Below are 21092 nucleotides of genomic sequence, written 5' to 3'. Positions count from 1 at the left end.
AAACGGCCGATCCCATATATCATTTCTAATAGAAAGGTGAGAGAGCTATGGATTTCAATAAACATACTCAAAAGCTGCAGGAAGCAGTGGCTGCGGCGCAGTCGCTGGCTTCAGAAAGCGGACATCAGGAGATCGATAATCTCCATCTTTTAAAGGCATTACTCCAGCAGCAAGAAGGCTTGCTGCCAAGATTGCTGCAAAAGATGAACGTCCCCGTAGCTGAGCTGCTGCGCAGCACGGATGAACTGCTTGGGCGCAAGCCGAGCATAAGCGGATCAGGAGCAAGCACAGTACGGCGTTATGCCTCGCAATCGCTGATTCATCTGCTGGAACAGGCGGAGAAAGAAGCAGCGAAGATGCAAGATGAGTTTGTTTCGGTAGAACATGCCGTGCTGGCCATGGTGCCGGATTCGAGCAGGGACAATCGTGAGCTGCGTGATCTTTTTGTCAGTCGTGGATTAACACGCGAGAAGCTGATGTCTATACTTGCTGAGATTCGTGGACATCAGCGTGTAACGAGTCGGGAGCCGGAGGCTACTTATGAGGTGCTGGAGAAATACGGACGTGATCTTGTAGCAGAGGTTCGTGCGGGTAAGATCGATCCAGTCATCGGACGTGACGCTGAGATACGTCGTGTGATCCGAATTCTGTCCCGTAAAACGAAGAATAACCCTGTGCTGATCGGTGAGCCAGGTGTAGGTAAAACAGCGATTGTGGAAGGCTTGGCTCACCGGATTGTACGCAAAGACGTGCCGGAGGGGCTGAAGGACAAGACGATTTTCTCGCTGGATATGAGTTCCCTTGTAGCAGGCGCGAAGTTCCGAGGTGAATTCGAGGAACGCTTGCAGGCGGTACTTAGGGAAGTTCGTGAAAGTAACGGCCGTATTATTCTTTTTATTGATGAGCTGCACACGATTGTAGGCGCAGGCAAAACCGAAGGCTCGATGGATGCGGGCAATATGCTGAAGCCGATGCTGGCTCGCGGCGAACTGCACTGTATTGGTGCCACAACGCTCGATGAATATCGCAAGTATATTGAGAAGGACCCTGCGCTGGAGCGTCGTTTCCAACAGGTGCTAGTCAGCGAACCGGATGTAGAGGACACGATCTCCATTCTACGCGGTCTGAAGGAGCGGTTCGAAGTCCATCATGGAGTCAAAATCCATGACAGCGCCCTCGTCGCTGCAGGTGTTCTGTCTAACCGCTACATTACGGATCGTTTTTTGCCGGATAAAGCGATCGACTTAGTGGATGAAGCTTGTGCCATGATCCGTACAGAGATTGATTCCATGCCGGGTGAGATGGATGAAGTGACCCGCCGTCTGATGCAGATGGAGATTGAGGAAGCAGCGCTAAAAAAAGAAACGGATGACGCCAGCAAACGCCGTCTGGAAATCTTACAACGTGAACTAGCCGATCTCAAGGAGAAGCAGCTTGGGATGACGGCGCGTTGGGAGAAGGAAAAGTCAGCGATTCAAGGCATCCGCGACCTCAAAAAGCGGCTGGAGCAAGCCCGTAAGGATTTGGTCGATGCACAGGAGGAATACGATCTTAATAAATCAGCCGAATTGAGCTATGGCATCATTCCTGATCTAGAGCGGCAATTGAAAGCAGCGGAAGAAGCGGCACAGCAGGATCAGGATACAAGATTATTGCGTGAAGCTGTAACCGAGGAGGAAATCGCAGATATTGTGTCGCGTTGGACGGGCGTTCCAGTTAGCAGACTGGTTGAAGGCGAACGGGATAAGCTGCTGCGTCTGGAAGAAACGCTGCATGAACGAGTTGTGGGCCAAGATGAAGCTGTCAGCTTGGTGGCCGATGCCGTGCTTCGGGCAAGAGCCGGGATCAAAGATCCGAATCGGCCGATCGGTTCCTTCCTGTTCCTCGGTCCGACTGGGGTAGGGAAGACGGAGTTGGCTAAATCGCTCGCGGTCTCTCTCTTTGATCGCGAAGATGGCATGATCCGTATCGATATGTCGGAGTATATGGAGAAGCACAGTGTTTCTCGCCTAGTCGGTGCACCTCCGGGATACGTTGGATATGAGGAGGGCGGCCAACTTACAGAAGCTGTACGGCGTCAGCCTTATACAGTAGTGCTGCTCGATGAAGTGGAGAAGGCGCATCCTGATGTATTTAATATTTTACTGCAGCTGCTTGATGATGGACGGCTGACCGATTCACAAGGCCGGATGGTCGACTTCAAGAACACGATTATTATCATGACCTCAAATATCGGTTCGCCACATCTGATTCAAGGCACCGATGAGAAGGGTCAGCTTACGGAGGCTGCCAAGGATAGCGTAATGAAGGAACTAACTGGTCATTTCCGTCCAGAGTTCCTGAACCGGGTTGACGATATTGTGATGTTCAAGCCGTTGACCCTGGGCGAGATCGAGAAAATCGTGGACAAACTGGTGGACGGATTACGTTTACGTCTTGCTGAACGGGAGATTGGTCTTGAGTTAACTGAGCCGGCGGTACGTTTTATCGCTAAGGAAGGTTTTGATCCAGTGTATGGGGCGAGACCGCTGAAACGCTTCATCCAGCGTAGTTTGGAGACCCGTGTAGCACGTGCGATCATTGCTGGTGAAGCCGCAGAAGGTACGGTGATTCAAGTAGACGAATCCGGTGGCGGCCTGACGGTGAGCATTACGAAACCAGATCTCGATGAACCACAGCGTACTGAATAAGAAGAAGTTAGCAAAACGGATCGTACTATGGAAAATAAAAGGCGTCCATAAAGCCATTAGGGTTTTGTGGACGTCCTTTTTATGATTACACTCACTCCACCCAAGATATTAAATGAGGGTGTTCATCCAGAATGGACAGGTATTGCTCCTTCCAGCCGTATTGGCCATCGGGATCAAGGAGCATGTAACGCAGATATTTTTCTAAGCGGAACTCTGCCTTCGACCAACCGAGATGCTTGAGTCGCAAGTTGCTTAGCTGGTGGGGAAGCTCGAAGACATTCTCCGGGAATCTCCCACAATGCTGTGGAGATTCATTCCATACATAGTTGAAGTCTTCTTTATAACGAAGCAGAAAAGGACGGTAGTTCATATGAGAGCGCCAGTAAATATCTTCTCTGTAATGAGTGGCGTTCCATAAATCGTAGAGACGGAAACAGAATAGATCGACCTCGTCAGCGTACAGTAAGGGCTCGATATTTGCCGCGAAGCTCGCTTCAAAGATTTCGTCTGCATCCAGACTTAGAATCCACTCGGGCTTCGTCTTCAGAACCTCTTCCCATTGCTGCTTTCGCAGCTCGATTTCATTGCTGAATTTGGATATGGTATTGTGCACGAGATGAACGGGGATGCCTTCAAGTACCTCCAGGCAGATCGCTGCTGAATTATCGGTGCTGCCATCATCGATAATGACGGCCTCGTCGATGTATTTGCGATGCTCTTCCAGAACCTGCCGCAGAAAACGTCCGCTTTCATTTTTCACAACCATGGTGAGGGTTAGCTTGGGCCGCTTTCTGGCTGGGGGGACTGTCTCCTTGGAGCTTTCGTTGTCTGGGTTGTCTGTGGTGGGTGTCGGCATTACTGATGCAGGTACTTCGTCCGTAGATGAACTGTTCTCAGTATCAGTGGCTTCAGCTTTGGTCTCCGTAGTTTCTTTGATGAAATCCTCTACTTTACTCAAATCACTGTCTCTATACAAGTGTAGCGCCGGATAATGGGTATCGACGAACAAGGGGATGCCAAGGGCTGCGGCACGAATGCAAAAATGACGGTCTTCTCCCCAGTATGAAATGTTGCGAATTTGATTATAGCTAACTCCGGATTTTATTGCATGCTGACTAATTAATGTACAAGCCCCGAGTCCGCCCACCTCATAGATTCCGGGAATCCGCATCTTTGCTATGAATTCATGAAATCTGCGATTAATCTCCTCTGGTTGCAGTTTTTCACCGGGCAGTAGCTCCCACTGATTGTATTCGTCGTGCATCCATACCTGCGGCTGAAACATAGTCTCGGGCTGCCACTGCGTCCAGAATACCTCTGAAATAATATCCTTGTTCGTACCTATTAGATGTCTGAGGGTATCAGGATGGAGAATGAGATCAGAGTCAATAAGGAATAAATAATCATAGTTCAAGGTTTGGGCGCGGTTGATCATGAGATTCTTAAAATTGGCTACTTTCCAGACTAAGTTGGTATTCCAAAAGTGGGTAGTATCATTGCGAATATACGCATCGTGAAGGCCGGAGCTCTGAAGATAAATATGATCACCCATGCTTTTGAATTCCTGGAGCAGCCGACTTGACTCCTCATCATCATTATCATCAACTAGATGGAAATCCAGCTCAATATCGGCAATATTCAGACGAAGCAGGGAATTTAGAAATTCTTTTAAAACCATAGGCTTCTGGTGGATTGGACTGCCAATCAATACGCGAATCTTGTTTTCTGTCATTGCCGCCTCCTTGGGGAACGCCCCTCTTTCCTTGGATGATCCTTATGTTCTTAATATATTTACAGGAGAGCGGCAATAATCCTTATTTTTCAAAGTTCTGTAAAGTAAATGAATGTTAGATATATTAATTCGTAACGATCTGCTGTACAATAACCGAATAATTAGATATAGATGACCAAATGAACAGCAAAGGATGAGCGCTATGGATAAATCACCGATCGATTCCCTCAATATTACATTAATGTGAAATGCTATCCATTGTAATTCCTAGTATTCCGATATACAATATAAAAAACACAAGCCACACAGAACATAGAATACGGGGGAGAAACTTATGCGTAAAGGATTATCTGGAGTTATTACTTTGGTTTTGTTAACATTTTTGATTAGCGCGTGCTCCGGAGGGAATAACGCTGCTTCCACAAATACAAATCAGACGCCTACGGCTACTGAAGGAACGACGGCAAGCACTGAACCAAAAGATGGCGGTAACTTGATTATTGGAGTCGCTGCTGATCCTGTTATTCTAAATCCGAACTATGCGGGTGACCGTGTCAGTCTTACAATTGACCAAGCGCTCTATGCTCCACTGTTCCAAGTAAATGATGGTAAGAAGACCTTCTACTTGGCAGACAGCCTGACACTGTCAGAAGATAACCTGACTTATACTTTGAAGCTTAAAGATGGTCTTACATGGCATGACGGAGAAAAGCTTACGGCTGACGATGTCGTGTTCACGATTGATAGCATCCTCGATGAGAAGCAAAACAGCATGTTGAGAGCAAACTTATTCATCGGTGATAAACCCGTTAAGGCCGTTAAGGTGGATGATCTGACAGTAGAGTTCAAGCTTCCGCAGGTCAGCCCAGCTTTTGAAGCGACACTAGTGCAAGTATTTCCGATTCCAAAGCATATTTTTGAGAATGAGACGGATCTAGAGAAAAGCACGAAGAATGCTAATCCTATTGGATCTGGACCATTTAAATTTAAAGAATATAAAGCGGGCGAATATGTTACACTCGAGAGATTTGATAACTACTTCGGCGGCAAGCCACATCTTGATTCTGTAACGTACCGGATTGCTAAAGATACGAATGCTGCGAATCTCGCACTTCAGAGTGGAGAGATCAACATTAAATATCTAGATCCACAGGATGTTGGAACGATTGAAGCTTCGAACAATTTCGAAATTCTTCCTTATAGTGAAGGCCGATTGTCGTACCTGTTGTTCAACGCGAACAGCGATAGAGGTGCTCTTGCTAAAAAAGAAGTTCGTCAAGCCTTGTCTCTAGCACTAAGCCGTGATGAAATCATTCAGGCTGCTTATTCCTCTAGCGAATATGCTGACCCGGCGAAGTCATTCTTGACTCCGGATGCATTGTTCTATACTAATGACGTACCTTCTTTCGATAATGATGTGGAAAAAGCGAAGGAGCTTCTGAAGTCTGCTGGGGTTAGCGATCTGAAATTGAGATTGATTGTATCGAGCGGTAATAAAGCTCAGGAAGCCATTTCACTATACGTGCAGCAAAAGCTAAAGGCCATTGGCGCTGAAGTTGAACTGCAAAATATGGATGCTTCGGCATATGGTCAGAAGTTCAGTGATATGAATTCAACAGATTTTGAACTTGCGATTGCAGGTTACATTATGGGTTACGATCCTGATGCTTACAGAATTTTGTATACTTCTACTGCTGACTCTAACTACTCGCATTATAATAATGCTGAAGTCGATAAGTTGTTTAATGATGGTGCAGGAGAAGCAGATGTGACTAAACGTGGTGAGATCTATAAGAAGATCCAAGAGATCATTGCTGACGATGCACCGATTTATCCAATTGCTAATACTAAGACTATTGTAGCTGTCTCCAAGAACTACGGCGGTCTGGAAGAAGCAGTCTTGAAGCCTGTCGTTATTTTTGAAGATTTATCGAAAATCTACCTTAAATAAAAACGGGAAAAAGTAAGCTGGATTATCCAGCTTACTTTTTTACCGATACAGAACTGGGAGAATAAACGTATGAGACAACTTATCGTCCGAAGATTACTGCAAACCCTGCCGATGTTGTTTTTTGTTTCGGTTGTGTGCTTTGCGATGATTAAGCTGGCTCCGGGGGATCCGGTATTATCCTTCGTTACGCCGAATATGCACGCAGATGATATTGAGCGCATCCGGCATAACCTTGGGCTGGATAAGCCAGCCTACATTCAATATTTAATCTGGATTAAAGAAATATTGCAGGGGAATTTCGGTTATTCCCTAGTGAATCATCAGCCAGTATTGGATCAAATTCTAGAACGCCTGCCTGCAACGGCAGGTTTGATGGGTTCTGCGATCGGTCTCGCTGTTTTGCTGGCGATTCCACTCGGTCTTATTGCTGGAGCAAACCGGAACCGCTGGGTAGATAAGCTGATTAATTTCTTATCCTATGTTGGAATATCCGTGCCTTTGTTTTGGCTTGCCATCTTACTAATGTACTTATTCGCGATTAAGCTGCATCTGCTTCCTATTATGGGGATGCGAACGATTGGTGTGGAATCGGCGTTTGATGTATTCAAGCATGGTATCCTGCCTTGCACCGTGCTTGCTTTTGGATTCTTGGCTGGTTATGTGCGATACATTCGCTCTAGTACCATTGGACAGCTAAAAGAAGAGTACGTGCAGATTCAATATGCTTTTGGATCTAACAAGACAACGATTCTGTTCCGTCATGTAATGAAGCATGTGTTGCTTCCTGTAATTACATTGCTTGGGATGTCTATGGGTGATCTGGTGGCAGGCGCAATTGTTACAGAAACAGTATTTTCATGGCCAGGTATTGGCTCTTTGGGGATGACTGCAGTTAAAGGGATGGATTACCCCGTGATTATGGGAATTACTCTATTCTCCTCTTTAATGCTGATCATCGGTAATCTGGTCGCGGATATTCTATATAGCTTCGTGGACCCACGAATTAAATTAACGAGGTGACCTCATGAATCGCAGTAAATGGAAAAGTGTTGGAGATGAGCTATTTACGAATAAATTGGGCGTCGCAGCCCTCATTACTTTAATCATCTTCTCACTGGGCTCTATATTTGCTTTTTTATCTGGACATGATCCGAATGCGATGGATGTTCTGGCACGTCTGAAATCGCCGGGAGCCGATCACTGGTTCGGGACGGATGACTATGGCCGGGATTATTTTGCCCGCGCATTATATGGTGGCCGGGTATCACTGCTAGTTGGCTTTGCATCAATGATCATTGCTACAGGCATAGGTGTGACGGTAGGCGTAATCAGTGGATTCTTTGGCGGATGGGTTGATAATCTTCTCATGCGGATGCTTGATGTAGTGCTGTCCATTCCTTCTTTCTTAGTTCTGCTGCTGCTTAGCGTATTTCTGAAGCCGAGTGTTGGGAATATCATCATTATTATTGCTCTATTAATGTGGATGAATATCGCCCGTGTCATTCGGGCAGAGACGATGACAATTAAGGAACGCGAATATGTACTCTATGCAAAAGCCTCCGGACAGAGCAATTTCGGAATTATTTGGCGTCATATTCTTCCGGGGCTAGTGCCTGTTGTCATTGTAGGTGCGACGAATAATATCGCTTCGGCGATAATGATGGAGTCGTCCCTAAGCTTCCTCGGGTTCGGGGTACAGCCTCCGAATGCGACTTGGGGCAGTATGCTTAACAATGCGCAGGGATATATCGCTCAAGCGCCATATCTGGCTTTATTCCCTGGATTATTGATACTATTAACGGTACTGAGCTTTAATGTTTTGGGTGATATTTTGCGGGTAGGCTTTGAACCGAAGCTGATCCGAAGATAGGAGTGTGAAGACATCATGACGGAACGGCTATTGTCTGTCGAGGATTTGAAGGTTTCGTTCCATACAAGGGACGGAGAGAATCAAGCAGTTCGCGGCGTTAGCTTTCATATAGATGCTGGTGAGACGGTAGGAATCGTCGGAGAATCTGGTAGTGGGAAGAGTGTAACTGCCAAGGCGATTATGTCGTTAATTACACCTCCGGGTAAAATTATCGGTGGAAATATTAATTTTCGTGGTGAGAATTTATCGAACCTTTCGGAAAAAGAGTGGAGAAAGCTACGCGGCAATCGTATAGCAATGGTGTTTCAGGACCCCATGACCTCTCTTAATCCTGTAAAAAAAATCGGCCAGCAGCTTACGGAAGTCATCCGTCGGCATCGGGGTTTAAATAAGCAAGAAGCGCTTAAAGAGGCAGCAAGCATCTTGCGTCAGGTAGGTATTAATAATCCTGAACAGCGGCTGCAGCAATATCCGCATGAATTCAGCGGCGGGATGCGCCAGCGGGTCATGATCGCCATGGCTCTTTCCTGTAAGCCAGAGCTATTGATTGCGGATGAGCCGACAACTGCGCTCGATGTAACAATACAGGCGCAAATTCTCGATCTTTTTAAAGAGTTGAAAAATAATACCAGTACAGCTGTAGCGCTCATTACCCATGACTTGGGTGTGGTAGCACAGGTATGTACACGGGTTATCGTAATGTATGGTGGACTTGTGATGGAGGAGGGCACGGTAGAGGATATCTTTTATCGCCCACAGCATCCTTACACGAAAGGTCTGCTTCGCTCGATTCCAAAACGTGACGGCAAGTCGCGGGAACGCCTTGTCCCTATCGAAGGCACACCTCCGGATTTGCTGAATCCTCCTTCGGGCTGTCCATTTATGGAACGTTGCCCTAATGCTTTTGCCCGTTGCAGCGAACGTCCTCCAGTCATCGAATTATCGCCTGGCCATCGTTCAATGTGCTGGCTGGCAGACGGTGTGCAGGAGACTCCAGCCGTAGCTGGTGTTGAAGGGAGCGGTTCTGTTGAGTGATAATAAGATTCTAGTGGACGTAAATAATCTGAAGAAACATTTCTCCAAAGGCAAGGATATATGGGGACGTAATACATCTGTACTTAAGGCGGTAGATGGTGTAAGCTTTCAGATTCGTCAGGGAGAGACCTTTGGACTGGTCGGAGAGTCGGGGAGCGGCAAGTCCACGGTTGGACGCTGCTTGCTGCGATTGTATGACTATACAGATGGTGAAGTGTCTTTTGACGGGCAGCCGCTGAGCAAGCTTGGAGAGAAGCAGCTTAAGCCTTTTCGCAGACGGATTCAATCGATCTTTCAAGATCCATATTCCTCGTTGAATCCAAGCCTGAATGTGCTTGATCTGATCAGTGAGCCAATGAAAATCCACGGGATCCACGAAGGCGACGAGCGTATAGAGGCTGTTGCGGCACTGCTGGATAAGGTGGGTTTAAAAAGAGAGCATCTTTATCGCTTTCCTCATGAATTCAGTGGCGGGCAACGCCAACGGATTTCGATCGCTCGAGCATTATCTGTGAAACCTGAATTCGTAGTGTGCGATGAACCAATCTCAGCGCTGGATGTATCTGTTCAGGCTCAGGTAGTGAATATGCTGGAGGATTTGCAGTCGGAATTTGGGTTGACCTACCTCTTTGTTGCGCACGATCTGTCGATGGTACGGCATATTTCGGACCGGATTGGCGTGATGTATGGCGGTCGTCTCGTAGAAGTAGCCGAAAGTGACGAACTATACGAGAACCCTATTCATCCTTATACGAAGGCGCTGCTATCTTCGATTTTGGAGACGGACCCTAAGCGGGCTAATCAGAGAATTATTTTAGATGGATATTCGGCAGAGTACGGCAGGGCTGAGACCTCTACATTGCAGGAAGTTAGTCCGGGTCATTATGTTGCTTATGATTTCACGGAATAAGTAGAATCTATATACAGGTATGGGGGGAATCAGGATGTCAGACAATTTGAACCGAGTAAAGTTATCCCAGTGGGATGCTTTACTGGTAGAATCACTTCGCGCTTTGGGCTGGTCCAATGAGGATATTCTTCGTAAAGTGGCGGAGGGCGATTTGCCCGTTGACGAGAGTGAATACGAATTTGATTATAAGCAGTTGACCACTTTACAAGCGGAGCAGCCAGAATTGTTCGAGCGAGCGGTGAAGACAGGCTATCAGATCAAGTACAACACGATTCGTGGCATTCGTAGCTGGATATGGGTTGTTCTTGGTAAAGAGGCAGAGTTGGAGCTTGAAGAGGGTAAAGAAGCCATAGAAATAGTATTGACGACAGTCGAGAAGAACCGGCTGGAATCTGTGCTGTCATTCGGCTGGCAGATTCACGGTGGAGCCGGCGTGGAAGACGATGCCAGCGCTAACGCAAGCTACCGGATCGAGCCGATTCAACGATAACCTCTCCGAGAGAGAAGAAATAAAGAAAGAACGCCCTTACCTTTTCCTCATGGAAAGGATAAGGGCGTTCTTGGTTAGTTCACTTCAATCCGGCCACGCCGGAAGCTGATTTCTGCTTTGCCGGTGTGCAGCTGCCACATATGCCAGAATACAAACGGAACAATCATAATAAAGTTGATGATTCCCCAATAGTTCATGACGTCTGCATTGTACCACGATGAAGCATCCATTAGTGTCGGGAACAGGCTAACGAAGCAGGCGCGTAGAAGTAAATGTGCCGCTAATGTATAGACCCGCGCAATGATGTAGAGTTCTGGGCGGCGTTTGATGATGGGATAGAGCTCGGCTGCGAGAAGAATGCATAGCGAGCTTGCAAAGAACTTCGGACTCTCGGCATAGACGAAGGCTGCATTCCAAGTTGTATAGAGGAAGTTCCAGCCGATTGTCGTATATGCAATGAGATCACCGTGTGATTCTGTAGAAATCTTCCAATATTTTGGCGCAAAAGGGATGGTTATACATAATAGGAGGCCGGTAAGCGCATTGAACGTATTCCCCATCGTAAAGTCTTTAATGGTCGCTTCCATAATATTAAGGAATAGAACGCCATATACGAACCACAATACCCAATCCTTCTGTAACCCATTCCAGAACGGTCCTTTTCGTTTCTCGTAGTTAGCAATACGAATGAATCCAACAAATATCGTAGGAAGAATTACACTTAAAATCTTGGCCCACCGAAACCAGCCTTCGACACCGCCCATAAGCCATAAGGGAAAGGTTAGTAAAGAAGCAATCCAGAACCAGTGGGCAAACTTATAATGCTTGCGCATGATACTGACAACAATAAGAAGCAGAACTATGTAGCCGATCATACTAACGCCGTACTGCCATGCAGGAATATCCATGATAAACCTCCTTTTTTGTGAAAGCGTAATCAATTTTTGCCGGTACTGAGCTTAAACCCTACAATGCTTGGTTAATTCATAAACATAACAACTGTTCGGTTTTATTGTATTAGGAATTAATTGGTTCTGTCTGTGCTAATTAACACACAAAAAACAAAGTAGATTCAGTACTCTTTTCATATAAAAATAAATCGCAATAAGCGATTCAGTTGGGCGGGGAGTTTATGTCTGAGGATAGAAAATTACATATTATTGAGGCGACGAATCGTGTTATCTATCGAATGGGTATTGCGGGTACGACAATGCGGAGAATTGCCGATGAAGCCGGGCTTAGCACGGGGGCGTTGTATCATCATTACAATAGTAAAGAAGAGATTCTTTATGATGCGATGGATCGCAGTCTATCCGTATCTACGAGAATTGCTGAGGAGGTACAGCAAGGGAAGTATAGCCGCGGGGAAGTTATTGAGCAAATCAGCGAGAATGTGAAAGATCGTTTTAACAAAATAGATGACAATCGAATGCAGTTCTATCTTGCCCAGGAAGCGATACTCGGGAACGAGGAAATCTCCAATCAATTGAAAGTTAAGTATAAGAAATGGATTGGTCATACCGAGGAGCTGTTACAACGCTTGTACGAAAAACAACCCGGGAAATTCAATAAAGCCATTGCCTCATTGCTGATTGGAGCTATTGACGGGATCGTTATGCAGACGCTACTGGGTGTGGCGAATACGGATGATATTGAAGATATTTGCGAGGTATACCACAAGCTTCTTGTAGAAGGCATTCCGAAGCTGTTAGAAGCATGGGATGAATAACGCAGAGCATGGCGGTACGGCTAATCCTTCTGCGCGTAATTCACAAAATGAAACTCCCCGCAGCAAGCTGCGGGGAGTTTCATTATACGTTTACTGCTGTATAAGCAACCTCATATTGTGCAGCTTCAATCCAGGTTCCTGTCTTAAAGTCTCTGCCCCGGACAAGCACTTTATCTCTATACACTTCCACATAGAAGCCTTGGCTGCCTGTCTTATGCTTATCTTCGTTTGTCCAAAGGTAGGCGACAGAAGCAGCATTAAACATCGTTGCCATCTCTCCATGACCAGGGTGCATAGTGTTGTCTACCTCTAGCTCCCAATGGGTGTGACCAGTGAATAACAAGGTCTGGGGGTGTCTCGAAAGAATCTCTTTTAATTCCTTATCTTGAGTGACACCATACCAATCTTGTGATTCTAACGATCCAGCTACTGTATCTTTAAGCGGTTGATGCAGGAAAAGAAAGATAGGCTGATCCGGTAAAGCTTGCTCCCCAAGCTTATGCTCCAGCCAATCAAGCTGCTTAGAGGAAAGATGACAGAATTTAGGTAATCCTTTTTCTGTACCTAGAAAAATAAAATGATAGCCATTAATCCAGTGATCATGAAAGGGTCCAGACATTCCAGTCTGTGACGTATACATCCCTAAGCGAGACTTCCAAATCCCGAGGCCTACATCATGATTACCTAAAGTGAAAGTAATGTCGGGCAAGTCAGCCTTATGTTGATTAATGATACGAAGCATTTCTTTATATTCAGCAGAAAAACCATGGTTTGTGACATCACCGATATGCATAATCCCACTGCTACCTTTTCCATGTGCGGCTATATCACGGAGCGCCAGCTCAAAGTTAAGATTGTACTCATGATTTCGGTCAGCGGTGACATGCGTATCCGTGATGATCTGAAAGGTAATAACAGGCTTCTCTTCAGGTAATGTGTTCGCGCTCATGTTTAGGCATCCCCCTTCATCTTATGAATCTATGAAATGCTGTGGCTGTTCACTAATGCGTCTTCCCGCTAATGTTCAGTCCTATGATCCCGGTTAGGATAACGGCTATCCATAGTAGGGAGGACGGGGTTAGCTTTTCTTCGAAAAATAGGGCTCCTATGAAAGAAATAAGGATGATTCCCGCCCCTGACCATATCGCATAAGCAACGCCTACCTTAATAGAGGTGAGGGCATAATTCAGGGAGGTGAAGCTGGCTCCATAGAACAGAAACATGAGCACGGAAGGCCAGAGCTGAGTGAACCCCTGAGATATTTTCATTGAGATGGTCCCTGAGAGTTCGAACACAATAGCTAGCATCAGAAACATCCATGCCCATATTCCTTCTATTTTCACAGGGAAGTAACCTCGATGCTGAGTTCAGTGTAAGATTGCACAATGAGATCTGCATCCGGGAGAAGATGCGAGGAAGCACTAATGTCTTCATTTTCAGTGATTCCTATAGCTACCTGCACACCCGCTGCTTTAGCCATTCGCATATCCCCATTAGTATCACCGATAACTGCTGTGTGCGCGGGTTCAACGGCCAACCTTTCGCAGGCAAGCTGCACCATGTCGGGGAAAGGTTTACCCTGATCCACAAGGTCTGTTCCAATTACCTCGGAGAAATAGTGCCGTATGCCGAGCCATTGGAGATGTTTCTCTGCAGCATCTGTTTCATCTGCGGTCACCACGGCGAGAGGGATACCAGCACTCGCACACTCATCGAGAAAACGATGAATACCCGGCAGCGAGTGAACTGGGCGTTTCTCTTCCAACATAACATCCGCTTCCAGACGGCACTGATGAACAAGCTCCATGGACTCCGCCCACGATAAACCTTGCAGATAACCCTGCCATGACAGAATGGCATAAAGATCACTCATAGTCCCCATGGCCAGCGGTCCGTTGCGATCATAATCGGTAATACTTCCTTGGGCATTGTGTATAGTTCCCATTAATGCAGGGAGCTGTTCTTCTGGAATCTGTAGTCCTCTTTGCTTCATATCCTTCGTGAACCGCTCTAAAAAACATTCGCCCCAGCTGCCCCAGAGGGATACGAACTGGAGCAGCGTACCATCCTTGTCGAATAGAATAGCTGCTACAGCGTATCTGCCTTGTGGCGTGATGAGCTCAGACATGAACTCCACCGCCTTTATTTTAATTTATCAAGCGCTGCTTGCGCTGTTTCCTGTGCTTCCTTAAGTGCCTGTGCTGCAGGAATATTCTCAATTTGCACCTTATCAGCGGCGATTTTCAGCGCATCGTTGATTTTGCCGCCAGTTGGATCTTGGAATGGTGCAGAACCGTGAGATGCTTGCATCAATGGAACCTTAATCTGTGGATTGCTTTCGCTGAATGACACAAACGCCGGGTCTTGCAATGCGGATTGGCGTACCGAAATATATCCTGTATTAATCGACCAAGAGGCAGTATTCTCGGCATTTGTGAAGTAGGTTAGCCATTTCATAGCCGCTTGTTTCTCACTGTCGCTAGCTTTAGATAGAATGCCGGCCATCAGTGCTTGGGCTACGGGTTTGCCCTCGCCAATCCCTGCCCATCCTGGCTGCTCCATAGCAGAAACAATGCTAAAGTCGAGGTCACCTTGATCGCCACTGGAGCCGGTGTAGCCTGCGGATTGATTCTTCATTACATCATCAATTGTTTTGTACCAATATTCCCAGCCTTGACCCCCTGAATGAATCCGCATGATTTTATCCTCGTGGATCCATTTGCGGAACAAATCCCAGGTTTCGATCCACTCTTTAGAGTCGATCATGACTTGTTTCTCATCCTCGCTAAGAATAGTGCCTCCTTTGCTGAGCACGGCATCAATCATGTTCCCTGAACCCCACATAGGCTCCCAACCAAAGAAGGTGGTTTTGCCGCCGTCTTTCACGGTCATTTTCGCAGCTGCGGCAGCTAGGTCTTCCCAAGTCTTCAATGTGCTCGCATCAATTCCGTTCTTCTCAAAAGCATCTTTGCGATAGTACATAACCTGTGTTGTTCCATACATCGGCAGGAAGTATTGCTTGCCATCAACCTGGCCCTGATTTAGAAAGGTTTGGACAAAATCCTCTTTATTAAAATCTGGCTGCAATGCCATAAGCTCATCTATCGGAGCAAAATATCCTTTGCGGGCCCAATCTACGTTTGAGGAGAGAGCAGCAGCAGGCACTTTTCCTGTAGCAATCGCCGCTTGCAGCTTCTGCTCGGTTTCAGTGTAGTCTGCCTGCGCGATACCTTTGACAATGACCTCTTGCTGAGAGGCGTTAAATTTCTGAATCAGTGCCTCCATATTCTCACCAAGCTTACCGCCGAGACCATACCAGAACTCAATCGTTACCGGTGCATTTTGTGTAGGCGCAGCCTCTGCGGAGGGGGAGGAAGAAGCTCCATTAGCCGCTGTAACATTACCTGTACTCGCATTTCCTCCACAAGCTGTTAACATTGTAAATCCGGCAACCAAAGATAGGGCGGACAGTCTCTTCAATACGTTCATCATCATTCTCCTCTTATTAAATAGAATAGTTAGCTTATCCTTTGCTGGAACCAGCGGTCATGTTGACGCTTTGCATGATCGTTTTCTGAGCTAGTAGAAATACTAGCAGCAACGGGGCGATGGTGAATGCGCTAGCGGCCATGATCAGCGGCCATTTCAATCCGTAAGCACCTCCTTGAGTGAAGAAACTACGCAGACCGGCCGAGACCAGTTGTAGATTAGGGTCTTTGGTGATGAGCATGGGCCAGAAATAGTTATTGTACTGATCAATGAAGGTGATCAGGGCTAGCACAGCAAAGGAAGACCGTGTAATGGGGACAAGAACGGTCCAGAGAATTCGCATATGCGAGGAACCATCCACTTCTCCAGCCTCTACCAGCTCATGGGGAACCTGAAGGAAGGCTTGCCGAATTAGAAAGATGGAGAAGACACTTACACAGTTAGATAGAATCAACCCAGCATATGAATCCAGTAGATGAAGCTGGGACAATACCAGATATCCGGGAAGATAAACGGCGGTGGCAGGGACCATATAGCCGAAAAGAATGACACCTGCGAACAGCCCTCTGAAGCGGAATTTCATATGCGTAAGCGCATAGGCCATCATCCCGGAATTTATCACCTGCAAAATAACAATAGAGACGGCGACAAATACGCTATTGCCCATATATCTAAAGAAAGGGGCTTCGTGCCAGGCGGCTGAAAAGTTACTCCACAGCGGCTCTTTCGGCCAGATCGTCGGCGGAGACTGCCAGATTTCATCATTGGTTTTTAAGGCGCTGGTGACCATCCAATAGAAGGGGAAGGCCATGATCAGTGCAATAGCTGCAAAAAATAGATGGCGGGCCAGTTTGCCCACTCGTACTGTCGTTGCATTCATCAGTCGTTCTCCTTTACAGCAAGTTATTGATAATGGGTTGTCCGTTTACTAACCTCTAGTGAGATTACGGAGAGCAGCATACATATAAATACCAGAATCATTGCGACACTAGAGGCTTCTCCAATCTGAAAGGCTTCAAAGGCAGACTGATAATACATATAGAGCAAGGTACGTGTTGATCCCGACGGTCCTCCTTGTGTGAGTACGTTAATCTGGTCGTATGCCTGTAACGCACCGATGATCTGTACGATGAACAGAAACAGTGTCGTTGGCGAGATTAGCGGTAAAGTAATACGGCTGAATTTTTGAACAGCATTTGCTCCATCCAGTTCAGCGGCTTCCAACAGATCGGTAGGGACATTGCGTAGTGCCACCAAGTAAAAAATCATCGCCCAGCCTACCGATTTCCATATCGTCACGAGCAAAACGCCGAGCAGTGCCCATTTAGGATCTTGAAGCCAACCGATTTTTTCTAGACCGAATAGATCAAGTACAGTATTGGCAAGGCCGATTTCAGGTTCGTAAATCCAGGACCAGACAATCGATACCGCCACGGTCGGCGTGACCCAAGGGGAGAAAAGAAGTACCTGATATAGAGTGGAGCCTTTCAGTTTCCCATTCATCAGGAGTGCTAGTCCAAGTCCGATCAGAATAACAGGCAGTACACTTCCCGCACAGAATAACAAGGTTACTCTTAGTGCTTTATAGAAGGCGGGATTGCTGAACAGATCCAGATAGTTGGTTAGTCCGACAAAGGTTTTCTCGGGGCTCATGAAGTCCCATTCGGTAAAGCTGAGATAAAATACATAAAGTAATGGCGCGAGCCAAAATACCATGAATGGAATCATTGCCGGCAAGGTGAAGAGCACCGGTTTCAACTCCCCTATAAATCTCGAGCGTTTCATTATTCTGTCGATACCCCATTCCATCTTCTGTTTTTTGCGGTATAATTCTGAGGAAAGCTCCTCCGTTCAAAAAAAATTGTACACTCATCGAGCAGCTGCGTGGTCAAGCGGACGTAAAGAACGATGCTAGATTATGTAAAAATTTAAGAGATTAGCGAAAGTAGTTGCTATTTTGTGTAAAATAGAAGGGTAGATTCTAAGTAGAATGAAGGTGCAGCTATGAAACAGGTAGCCTTTGGTGAAGAGAATAGAGACTTATCTCCACGCGAGCAGCTGCTGCGTCCGATGATTGATGCAATTGCTCAGACGATGGACTTATATGGTGCCAATTACTCATTCGGGCAGCTGTATGGAATTATGTTCTTTGAAGACCGGCCGATGACGCTTGAAGAGATGAAGAATGTGATGAATATGAGCAAGAGTAATATGAGCTATGGGGTTCGTTCTTTGATGGCTTCCAAGATGGTGACCAAGCTGGAGGAGAAGCGGGAGCGAAAGGATCTGTATGCAGTGGAAACGGATTTCTTTCAGACCTTCAAGAACTTTTTTGGGATGAAGCTGCAGCGGGAGATTGATGTCATGAGACAAGCCTTGGATGTTGTTATTCCTGAGCTGGAGGGATTGGTTCAAGCCGTGGATACGCCTGAAGAGGAGCGGCACTTCTGTCTGAAGGATCTGGAGAAGCTGGAGCATGCCGTTCAATATTATAATTGGCTGCAGCAGTTTGTGGACGAGCTTGGTGAAGAGAATTACTTTCGCAGATAAGAGTAGGTTCTAGACCGTCTACAATTACACATAGATGTACATAATTATATATAGATCTCCATGTGAGGGAGGTGTTCCTTAAGTCAGTTCAGGCTTAGGGATCGCCTCCTATTTTTATTATAAGAAACAAAAAAGAAGAAAATGTAACCAAAAGTAGGTGGAACTGTCACCGAATATGTAGTTACATAGTGAATAAAAGATCTTTTAAGGAGATTCAGAGCTTGCATACGAAAAAATATATGATACTTTTAGTCATCGTTCTGCTAATAAGTCTTGCTGCTATTTTTAACAATCAACGTGAGTCTTCTGCAGTTACTATAGATGTGAACGGTCAAATCATTAAGACAATAGCTACATATCCGGGCTCGCTTGATGAGCTAATGATTCCCAAGGCTGCTGCCGAACAGGCCCTTAATATGCATATCGGCTGGCAGAAGCAGGGACCACTTCCGAAAGGTATTTACTATAGAGATCATGTAGCTGTGCTGATGTACCATCATCTTTCAGAGAAGCCAATGCCGCAGTTTCCTTGGATCTTATCTGCCGATCGGTTTGATGATCAAATGAACCTGCTGAAGCAAGAAGGGTTTCATGTGATTACGATGGAACAATATCGTGAATTTATGCTGAATGGTGGCACGGTTCCAGATAATGCGGTGCTGCTGACTTTTGATGATGGATATGAGAGCTTTTATGAGTTGGCTTTTCCTATTCTCAAAAAATATGGCTATACGGCAGTGAATTTTGTTATCGTATCTACCATTGATCACCCAGATCCGAATAGTGTGCCGAAACTCAATTGGGAGCAGATGCGGGAAATGAAGCGGGACGGGATGGGATTCTATAGTCACACGTACGATCTACACCATTATGGTATCGTGGATGCTGAGGGTGGGGAGCGACCAGCCGCCAGTGCTTTGTTATATATTGACGATGAGAACAGAAACGAAATGAATACGGAGTACTACAGCAGAGTTACTCGTGATTTAGCCAAGGCGGAGCAAAGACTGAAGGAAGAGCTGGGGAATACCGATTCAGCGATTGCCTTTCCTTATGGATCATACAATGACCGATTACTATCGGCATGTGATTCACTCGGAATTTCGCTAACATTTAAAATCCAGGATGGGATCAATGCGAGAACGGACCGGAATGCCTCCCGGATCAACGGGGGAAGTCAGAGTCTAACTGCAGTCCAAACTCTTGAGCAGGTTAAACATATAGATTCGCCTATGGAATTAACCCTGAATAACCAAAGAGTAGCTCTAATAGGAAGTGCACCCGAAATGAGGAAAGGGACCTTAATGGTTCCGTTTATACAATTATGCAAAGATCTACATATTGATCTCAACTACGATCAGAAGAGTCGAATCGTTAAGTTAATGCACACAACGGATGGCCCGTAGAAGGCTAAGGAAATGTATGGAATGGATATCAGCTTTCCCTATGTTCCTTAGGAGATTACAAAAAGTGAGAAATTTCGCCAATTTGGGCGAATCACTAGTTGCTATAAGTGAATTCCTTACTGTAGACTATAAATAGAGTACTAATTGGTAGGCGAATGGAGAGAACAGATGGAAGTATTTAAGCGTTATTACGCGAATTTAACGGTCCGGCGTTTTTTTATTTTGGGGCTGGTTGCCCTGCTGCTATTCAGTATTAGAGATATGCTCAATTTAGTACTGTTAACATTTCTGATTGCTTATGTAATGAACAGCTTTCAAGTGCTGCTCACGAAGCGGATCAATAAATATGTTGCGGTCAACAGTAAGGTCATTATTATTATTTTGTATTTAGCACTAATTGCTCTGATTGTAGTCACCTTAGTGAATTATTTACCGAAGGTCTTTACACAGATAAAGCAGTTAACTAATTTTCTGACCAGTTTAACCCCTGCAAACATTCCGCAGAACGAAATCGTGCAGTATTTATTTGCCCAGCTTAAGGATTTGAACTACCAGTCTTATGTGAAAGATGGTCTTGAATACGTCCTGAAAATAAGTAATTGGGGCACAAGCTTCGTATTATCCACCATTCTGAGCTTTGTCTTTATCCTTGAGAAGAACAGAATTGTCAGTTTCACTGCCCGTCTTAAAGAGAGCAAGATTTCTTGGTTCTATGTTGAGCTTGAGTATTTCGGTAGAAAATTCATCTCATCGTTTGGTAAAGTGATCGAAGCGCAAATTCTGATCGCGCTGTTTAATACATGTTTTACGGTGATTGGACTCTGGATCTTAGGTTTTCCGTATCTATTCGCCTTATCGATTATGATCTTCCTGCTTAGTTTGATTCCAGTTGTAGGCTTTGTGATCTCCTTAATACCACTTTGTATTATTGGTTACAACATTGGTGGTATAGCAATGACGATATATGTTTTGGTTATGATCGCCATACTACATTTTGTTGAGGGTTATTTCTTAAATCCAAAACTGATGTCATCCAAAATGAACCTGCCTATGTTCTACACCTTTATCGTACTTCTCTTCTCTGAGCACTATATGGGCGTATGGGGTCTAATTCTCGGCATTCCAATTTTTGTATTTTTTCTGGATATACTGGAGATCAATAGAGATAACAAGATAGAGACTTAGGAATTCAGTTAAATAGCGTTGAATATACGAAGAGGGTGATCCGATAGCCATTGAA

The 21092-nt window shown here is 45.7% G+C and carries 19 protein-coding genes; 11 read left to right on the top strand and 8 right to left on the bottom strand.

All coding sequences use genetic code 11. From position 1 onward, the window contains the following. Window positions 1-47 precede the first annotated feature (47 nt). The gene (gene clpB, locus ACWNM1_RS06595; RefSeq protein ID WP_449600393.1) at window positions 48-2690 is read left to right on the top strand and encodes an ATP-dependent chaperone ClpB; all 2643 of its coding nucleotides are present in this window, start codon (window positions 48-50) and stop codon (window positions 2688-2690) included. A 91-nt stretch (window positions 2691-2781) separates the two neighbouring features. Here the strand turns inward: clpB and ACWNM1_RS06590 are convergent, their stop codons facing one another. Continuing rightward, window positions 2782-4422, bottom strand: coding sequence for a glycosyltransferase family 2 protein (locus ACWNM1_RS06590; protein ID WP_449600392.1), 1641 nt, complete (start codon window positions 4420-4422; stop codon window positions 2782-2784). Window positions 4423-4756: 334 nt separating this feature from the next. On the opposite strand from ACWNM1_RS06590, the gene ACWNM1_RS06585 reads away from it, so the two are divergent. From ACWNM1_RS06585 to ACWNM1_RS06560, 6 genes are all read left to right on the top strand, one after another. After that, window positions 4757-6373, top strand: a complete 1617-nt coding sequence (locus tag ACWNM1_RS06585; RefSeq protein ID WP_449600391.1) for an ABC transporter substrate-binding protein — start codon at window positions 4757-4759, stop codon at window positions 6371-6373. A gap of 69 nt (window positions 6374-6442) precedes the next feature. Further along, entirely contained in the window at window positions 6443-7393 is a 951-nt protein-coding gene (locus ACWNM1_RS06580) for an ABC transporter permease (RefSeq protein WP_042123467.1), read from the top strand. 4 nt (window positions 7394-7397) lie between these two features. After that, window positions 7398-8243 carry an ABC transporter permease gene (locus ACWNM1_RS06575; protein WP_042184173.1) on the top strand — a complete coding sequence of 282 codons (846 nt, stop codon included), beginning with the start codon at window positions 7398-7400 and terminating at the stop codon, window positions 8241-8243. Between the two features lie 15 nt (window positions 8244-8258). Further along, entirely contained in the window at window positions 8259-9278 is a 1020-nt protein-coding gene (locus tag ACWNM1_RS06570) for an ABC transporter ATP-binding protein (RefSeq protein ID WP_076299926.1), read from the top strand. Continuing rightward, window positions 9268-10188: an ABC transporter ATP-binding protein gene (locus tag ACWNM1_RS06565; protein ID WP_143759515.1), complete on the top strand. Its 921-nt coding sequence runs from the start codon at window positions 9268-9270 to the stop codon at window positions 10186-10188. The genes ACWNM1_RS06570 and ACWNM1_RS06565 overlap by 11 nt, the downstream gene beginning before the upstream one ends. A 34-nt stretch (window positions 10189-10222) precedes the next feature. Then, window positions 10223-10678 (top strand): hypothetical protein, encoded by a 456-nt coding sequence (locus ACWNM1_RS06560; protein ID WP_449600390.1) that lies wholly within the window; start codon window positions 10223-10225, stop codon window positions 10676-10678. A 74-nt stretch (window positions 10679-10752) separates the two neighbouring features. On the opposite strand, the gene ACWNM1_RS06555 is transcribed toward ACWNM1_RS06560, so the two are convergent. Then, window positions 10753-11586: a hypothetical protein gene (locus ACWNM1_RS06555; RefSeq protein WP_042184178.1), complete on the bottom strand. Its 834-nt coding sequence runs from the start codon at window positions 11584-11586 to the stop codon at window positions 10753-10755. A 224-nt stretch (window positions 11587-11810) separates the two neighbouring features. Here ACWNM1_RS06555 and ACWNM1_RS06550 point away from each other — a divergent pair, with 224 nt between their 5' ends. Further along, on the top strand, window positions 11811-12407 hold the full coding sequence (locus tag ACWNM1_RS06550) for a TetR/AcrR family transcriptional regulator (protein WP_449600389.1): 597 nt from the start codon (window positions 11811-11813) through the stop codon (window positions 12405-12407). An 82-nt stretch (window positions 12408-12489) separates the two neighbouring features. On the opposite strand, the gene ACWNM1_RS06545 is transcribed toward ACWNM1_RS06550, so the two are convergent. The 6 genes from ACWNM1_RS06545 to ACWNM1_RS06520 are packed head-to-tail and all read right to left on the bottom strand — an operon-like array spanning window position 12490 to window position 17681. Beyond that, window positions 12490-13356 carry a metallophosphoesterase family protein gene (locus ACWNM1_RS06545; RefSeq protein ID WP_449600388.1) on the bottom strand — a complete coding sequence of 289 codons (867 nt, stop codon included), beginning with the start codon at window positions 13354-13356 and terminating at the stop codon, window positions 12490-12492. A 52-nt stretch (window positions 13357-13408) separates the two neighbouring features. Beyond that, the gene (locus ACWNM1_RS06540; RefSeq protein WP_449600387.1) at window positions 13409-13750 is read right to left on the bottom strand and encodes a DMT family transporter; all 342 of its coding nucleotides are present in this window, start codon (window positions 13748-13750) and stop codon (window positions 13409-13411) included. After that, window positions 13747-14535 (bottom strand): HAD family hydrolase, encoded by a 789-nt coding sequence (locus ACWNM1_RS06535; RefSeq protein ID WP_449600386.1) that lies wholly within the window; start codon window positions 14533-14535, stop codon window positions 13747-13749. Before ACWNM1_RS06535 ends, ACWNM1_RS06540 begins: the two co-directional genes overlap by 4 nt. 14 nt (window positions 14536-14549) lie before the next feature. Then, window positions 14550-15896 (bottom strand): ABC transporter substrate-binding protein, encoded by a 1347-nt coding sequence (locus tag ACWNM1_RS06530; RefSeq protein ID WP_449600451.1) that lies wholly within the window; start codon window positions 15894-15896, stop codon window positions 14550-14552. 34 nt (window positions 15897-15930) lie between these two features. After that, entirely contained in the window at window positions 15931-16776 is an 846-nt protein-coding gene (locus tag ACWNM1_RS06525; RefSeq protein WP_449600385.1) for a carbohydrate ABC transporter permease, read from the bottom strand. Between the two features lie 23 nt (window positions 16777-16799). Further along, window positions 16800-17681, bottom strand: coding sequence for a carbohydrate ABC transporter permease (locus tag ACWNM1_RS06520; RefSeq protein ID WP_449600384.1), 882 nt, complete (start codon window positions 17679-17681; stop codon window positions 16800-16802). A gap of 219 nt (window positions 17682-17900) precedes the next feature. Here ACWNM1_RS06520 and ACWNM1_RS06515 point away from each other — a divergent pair, with 219 nt between their 5' ends. The 3 genes from ACWNM1_RS06515 to ACWNM1_RS06505 all read left to right on the top strand — a co-directional run bounded on the left by ACWNM1_RS06515 (window position 17901) and on the right by ACWNM1_RS06505 (window position 21037). Beyond that, entirely contained in the window at window positions 17901-18446 is a 546-nt protein-coding gene (locus tag ACWNM1_RS06515; RefSeq protein ID WP_449600383.1) for a GbsR/MarR family transcriptional regulator, read from the top strand. A 221-nt stretch (window positions 18447-18667) separates the two neighbouring features. Next, window positions 18668-19852 (top strand): polysaccharide deacetylase family protein, encoded by a 1185-nt coding sequence (locus ACWNM1_RS06510; RefSeq protein WP_449600382.1) that lies wholly within the window; start codon window positions 18668-18670, stop codon window positions 19850-19852. Between the two features lie 168 nt (window positions 19853-20020). Next, window positions 20021-21037, top strand: a complete 1017-nt coding sequence (locus tag ACWNM1_RS06505; protein WP_449600381.1) for an AI-2E family transporter — start codon at window positions 20021-20023, stop codon at window positions 21035-21037. Window positions 21038-21092: the final 55 nt, after the last annotated feature.

The organism is Paenibacillus sp. Marseille-Q9583 (assembly GCF_976954365.1).
Note: the sequence above shows the minus strand (reverse complement) of the source record. Positions and strands in the feature narration are given on the sequence as shown.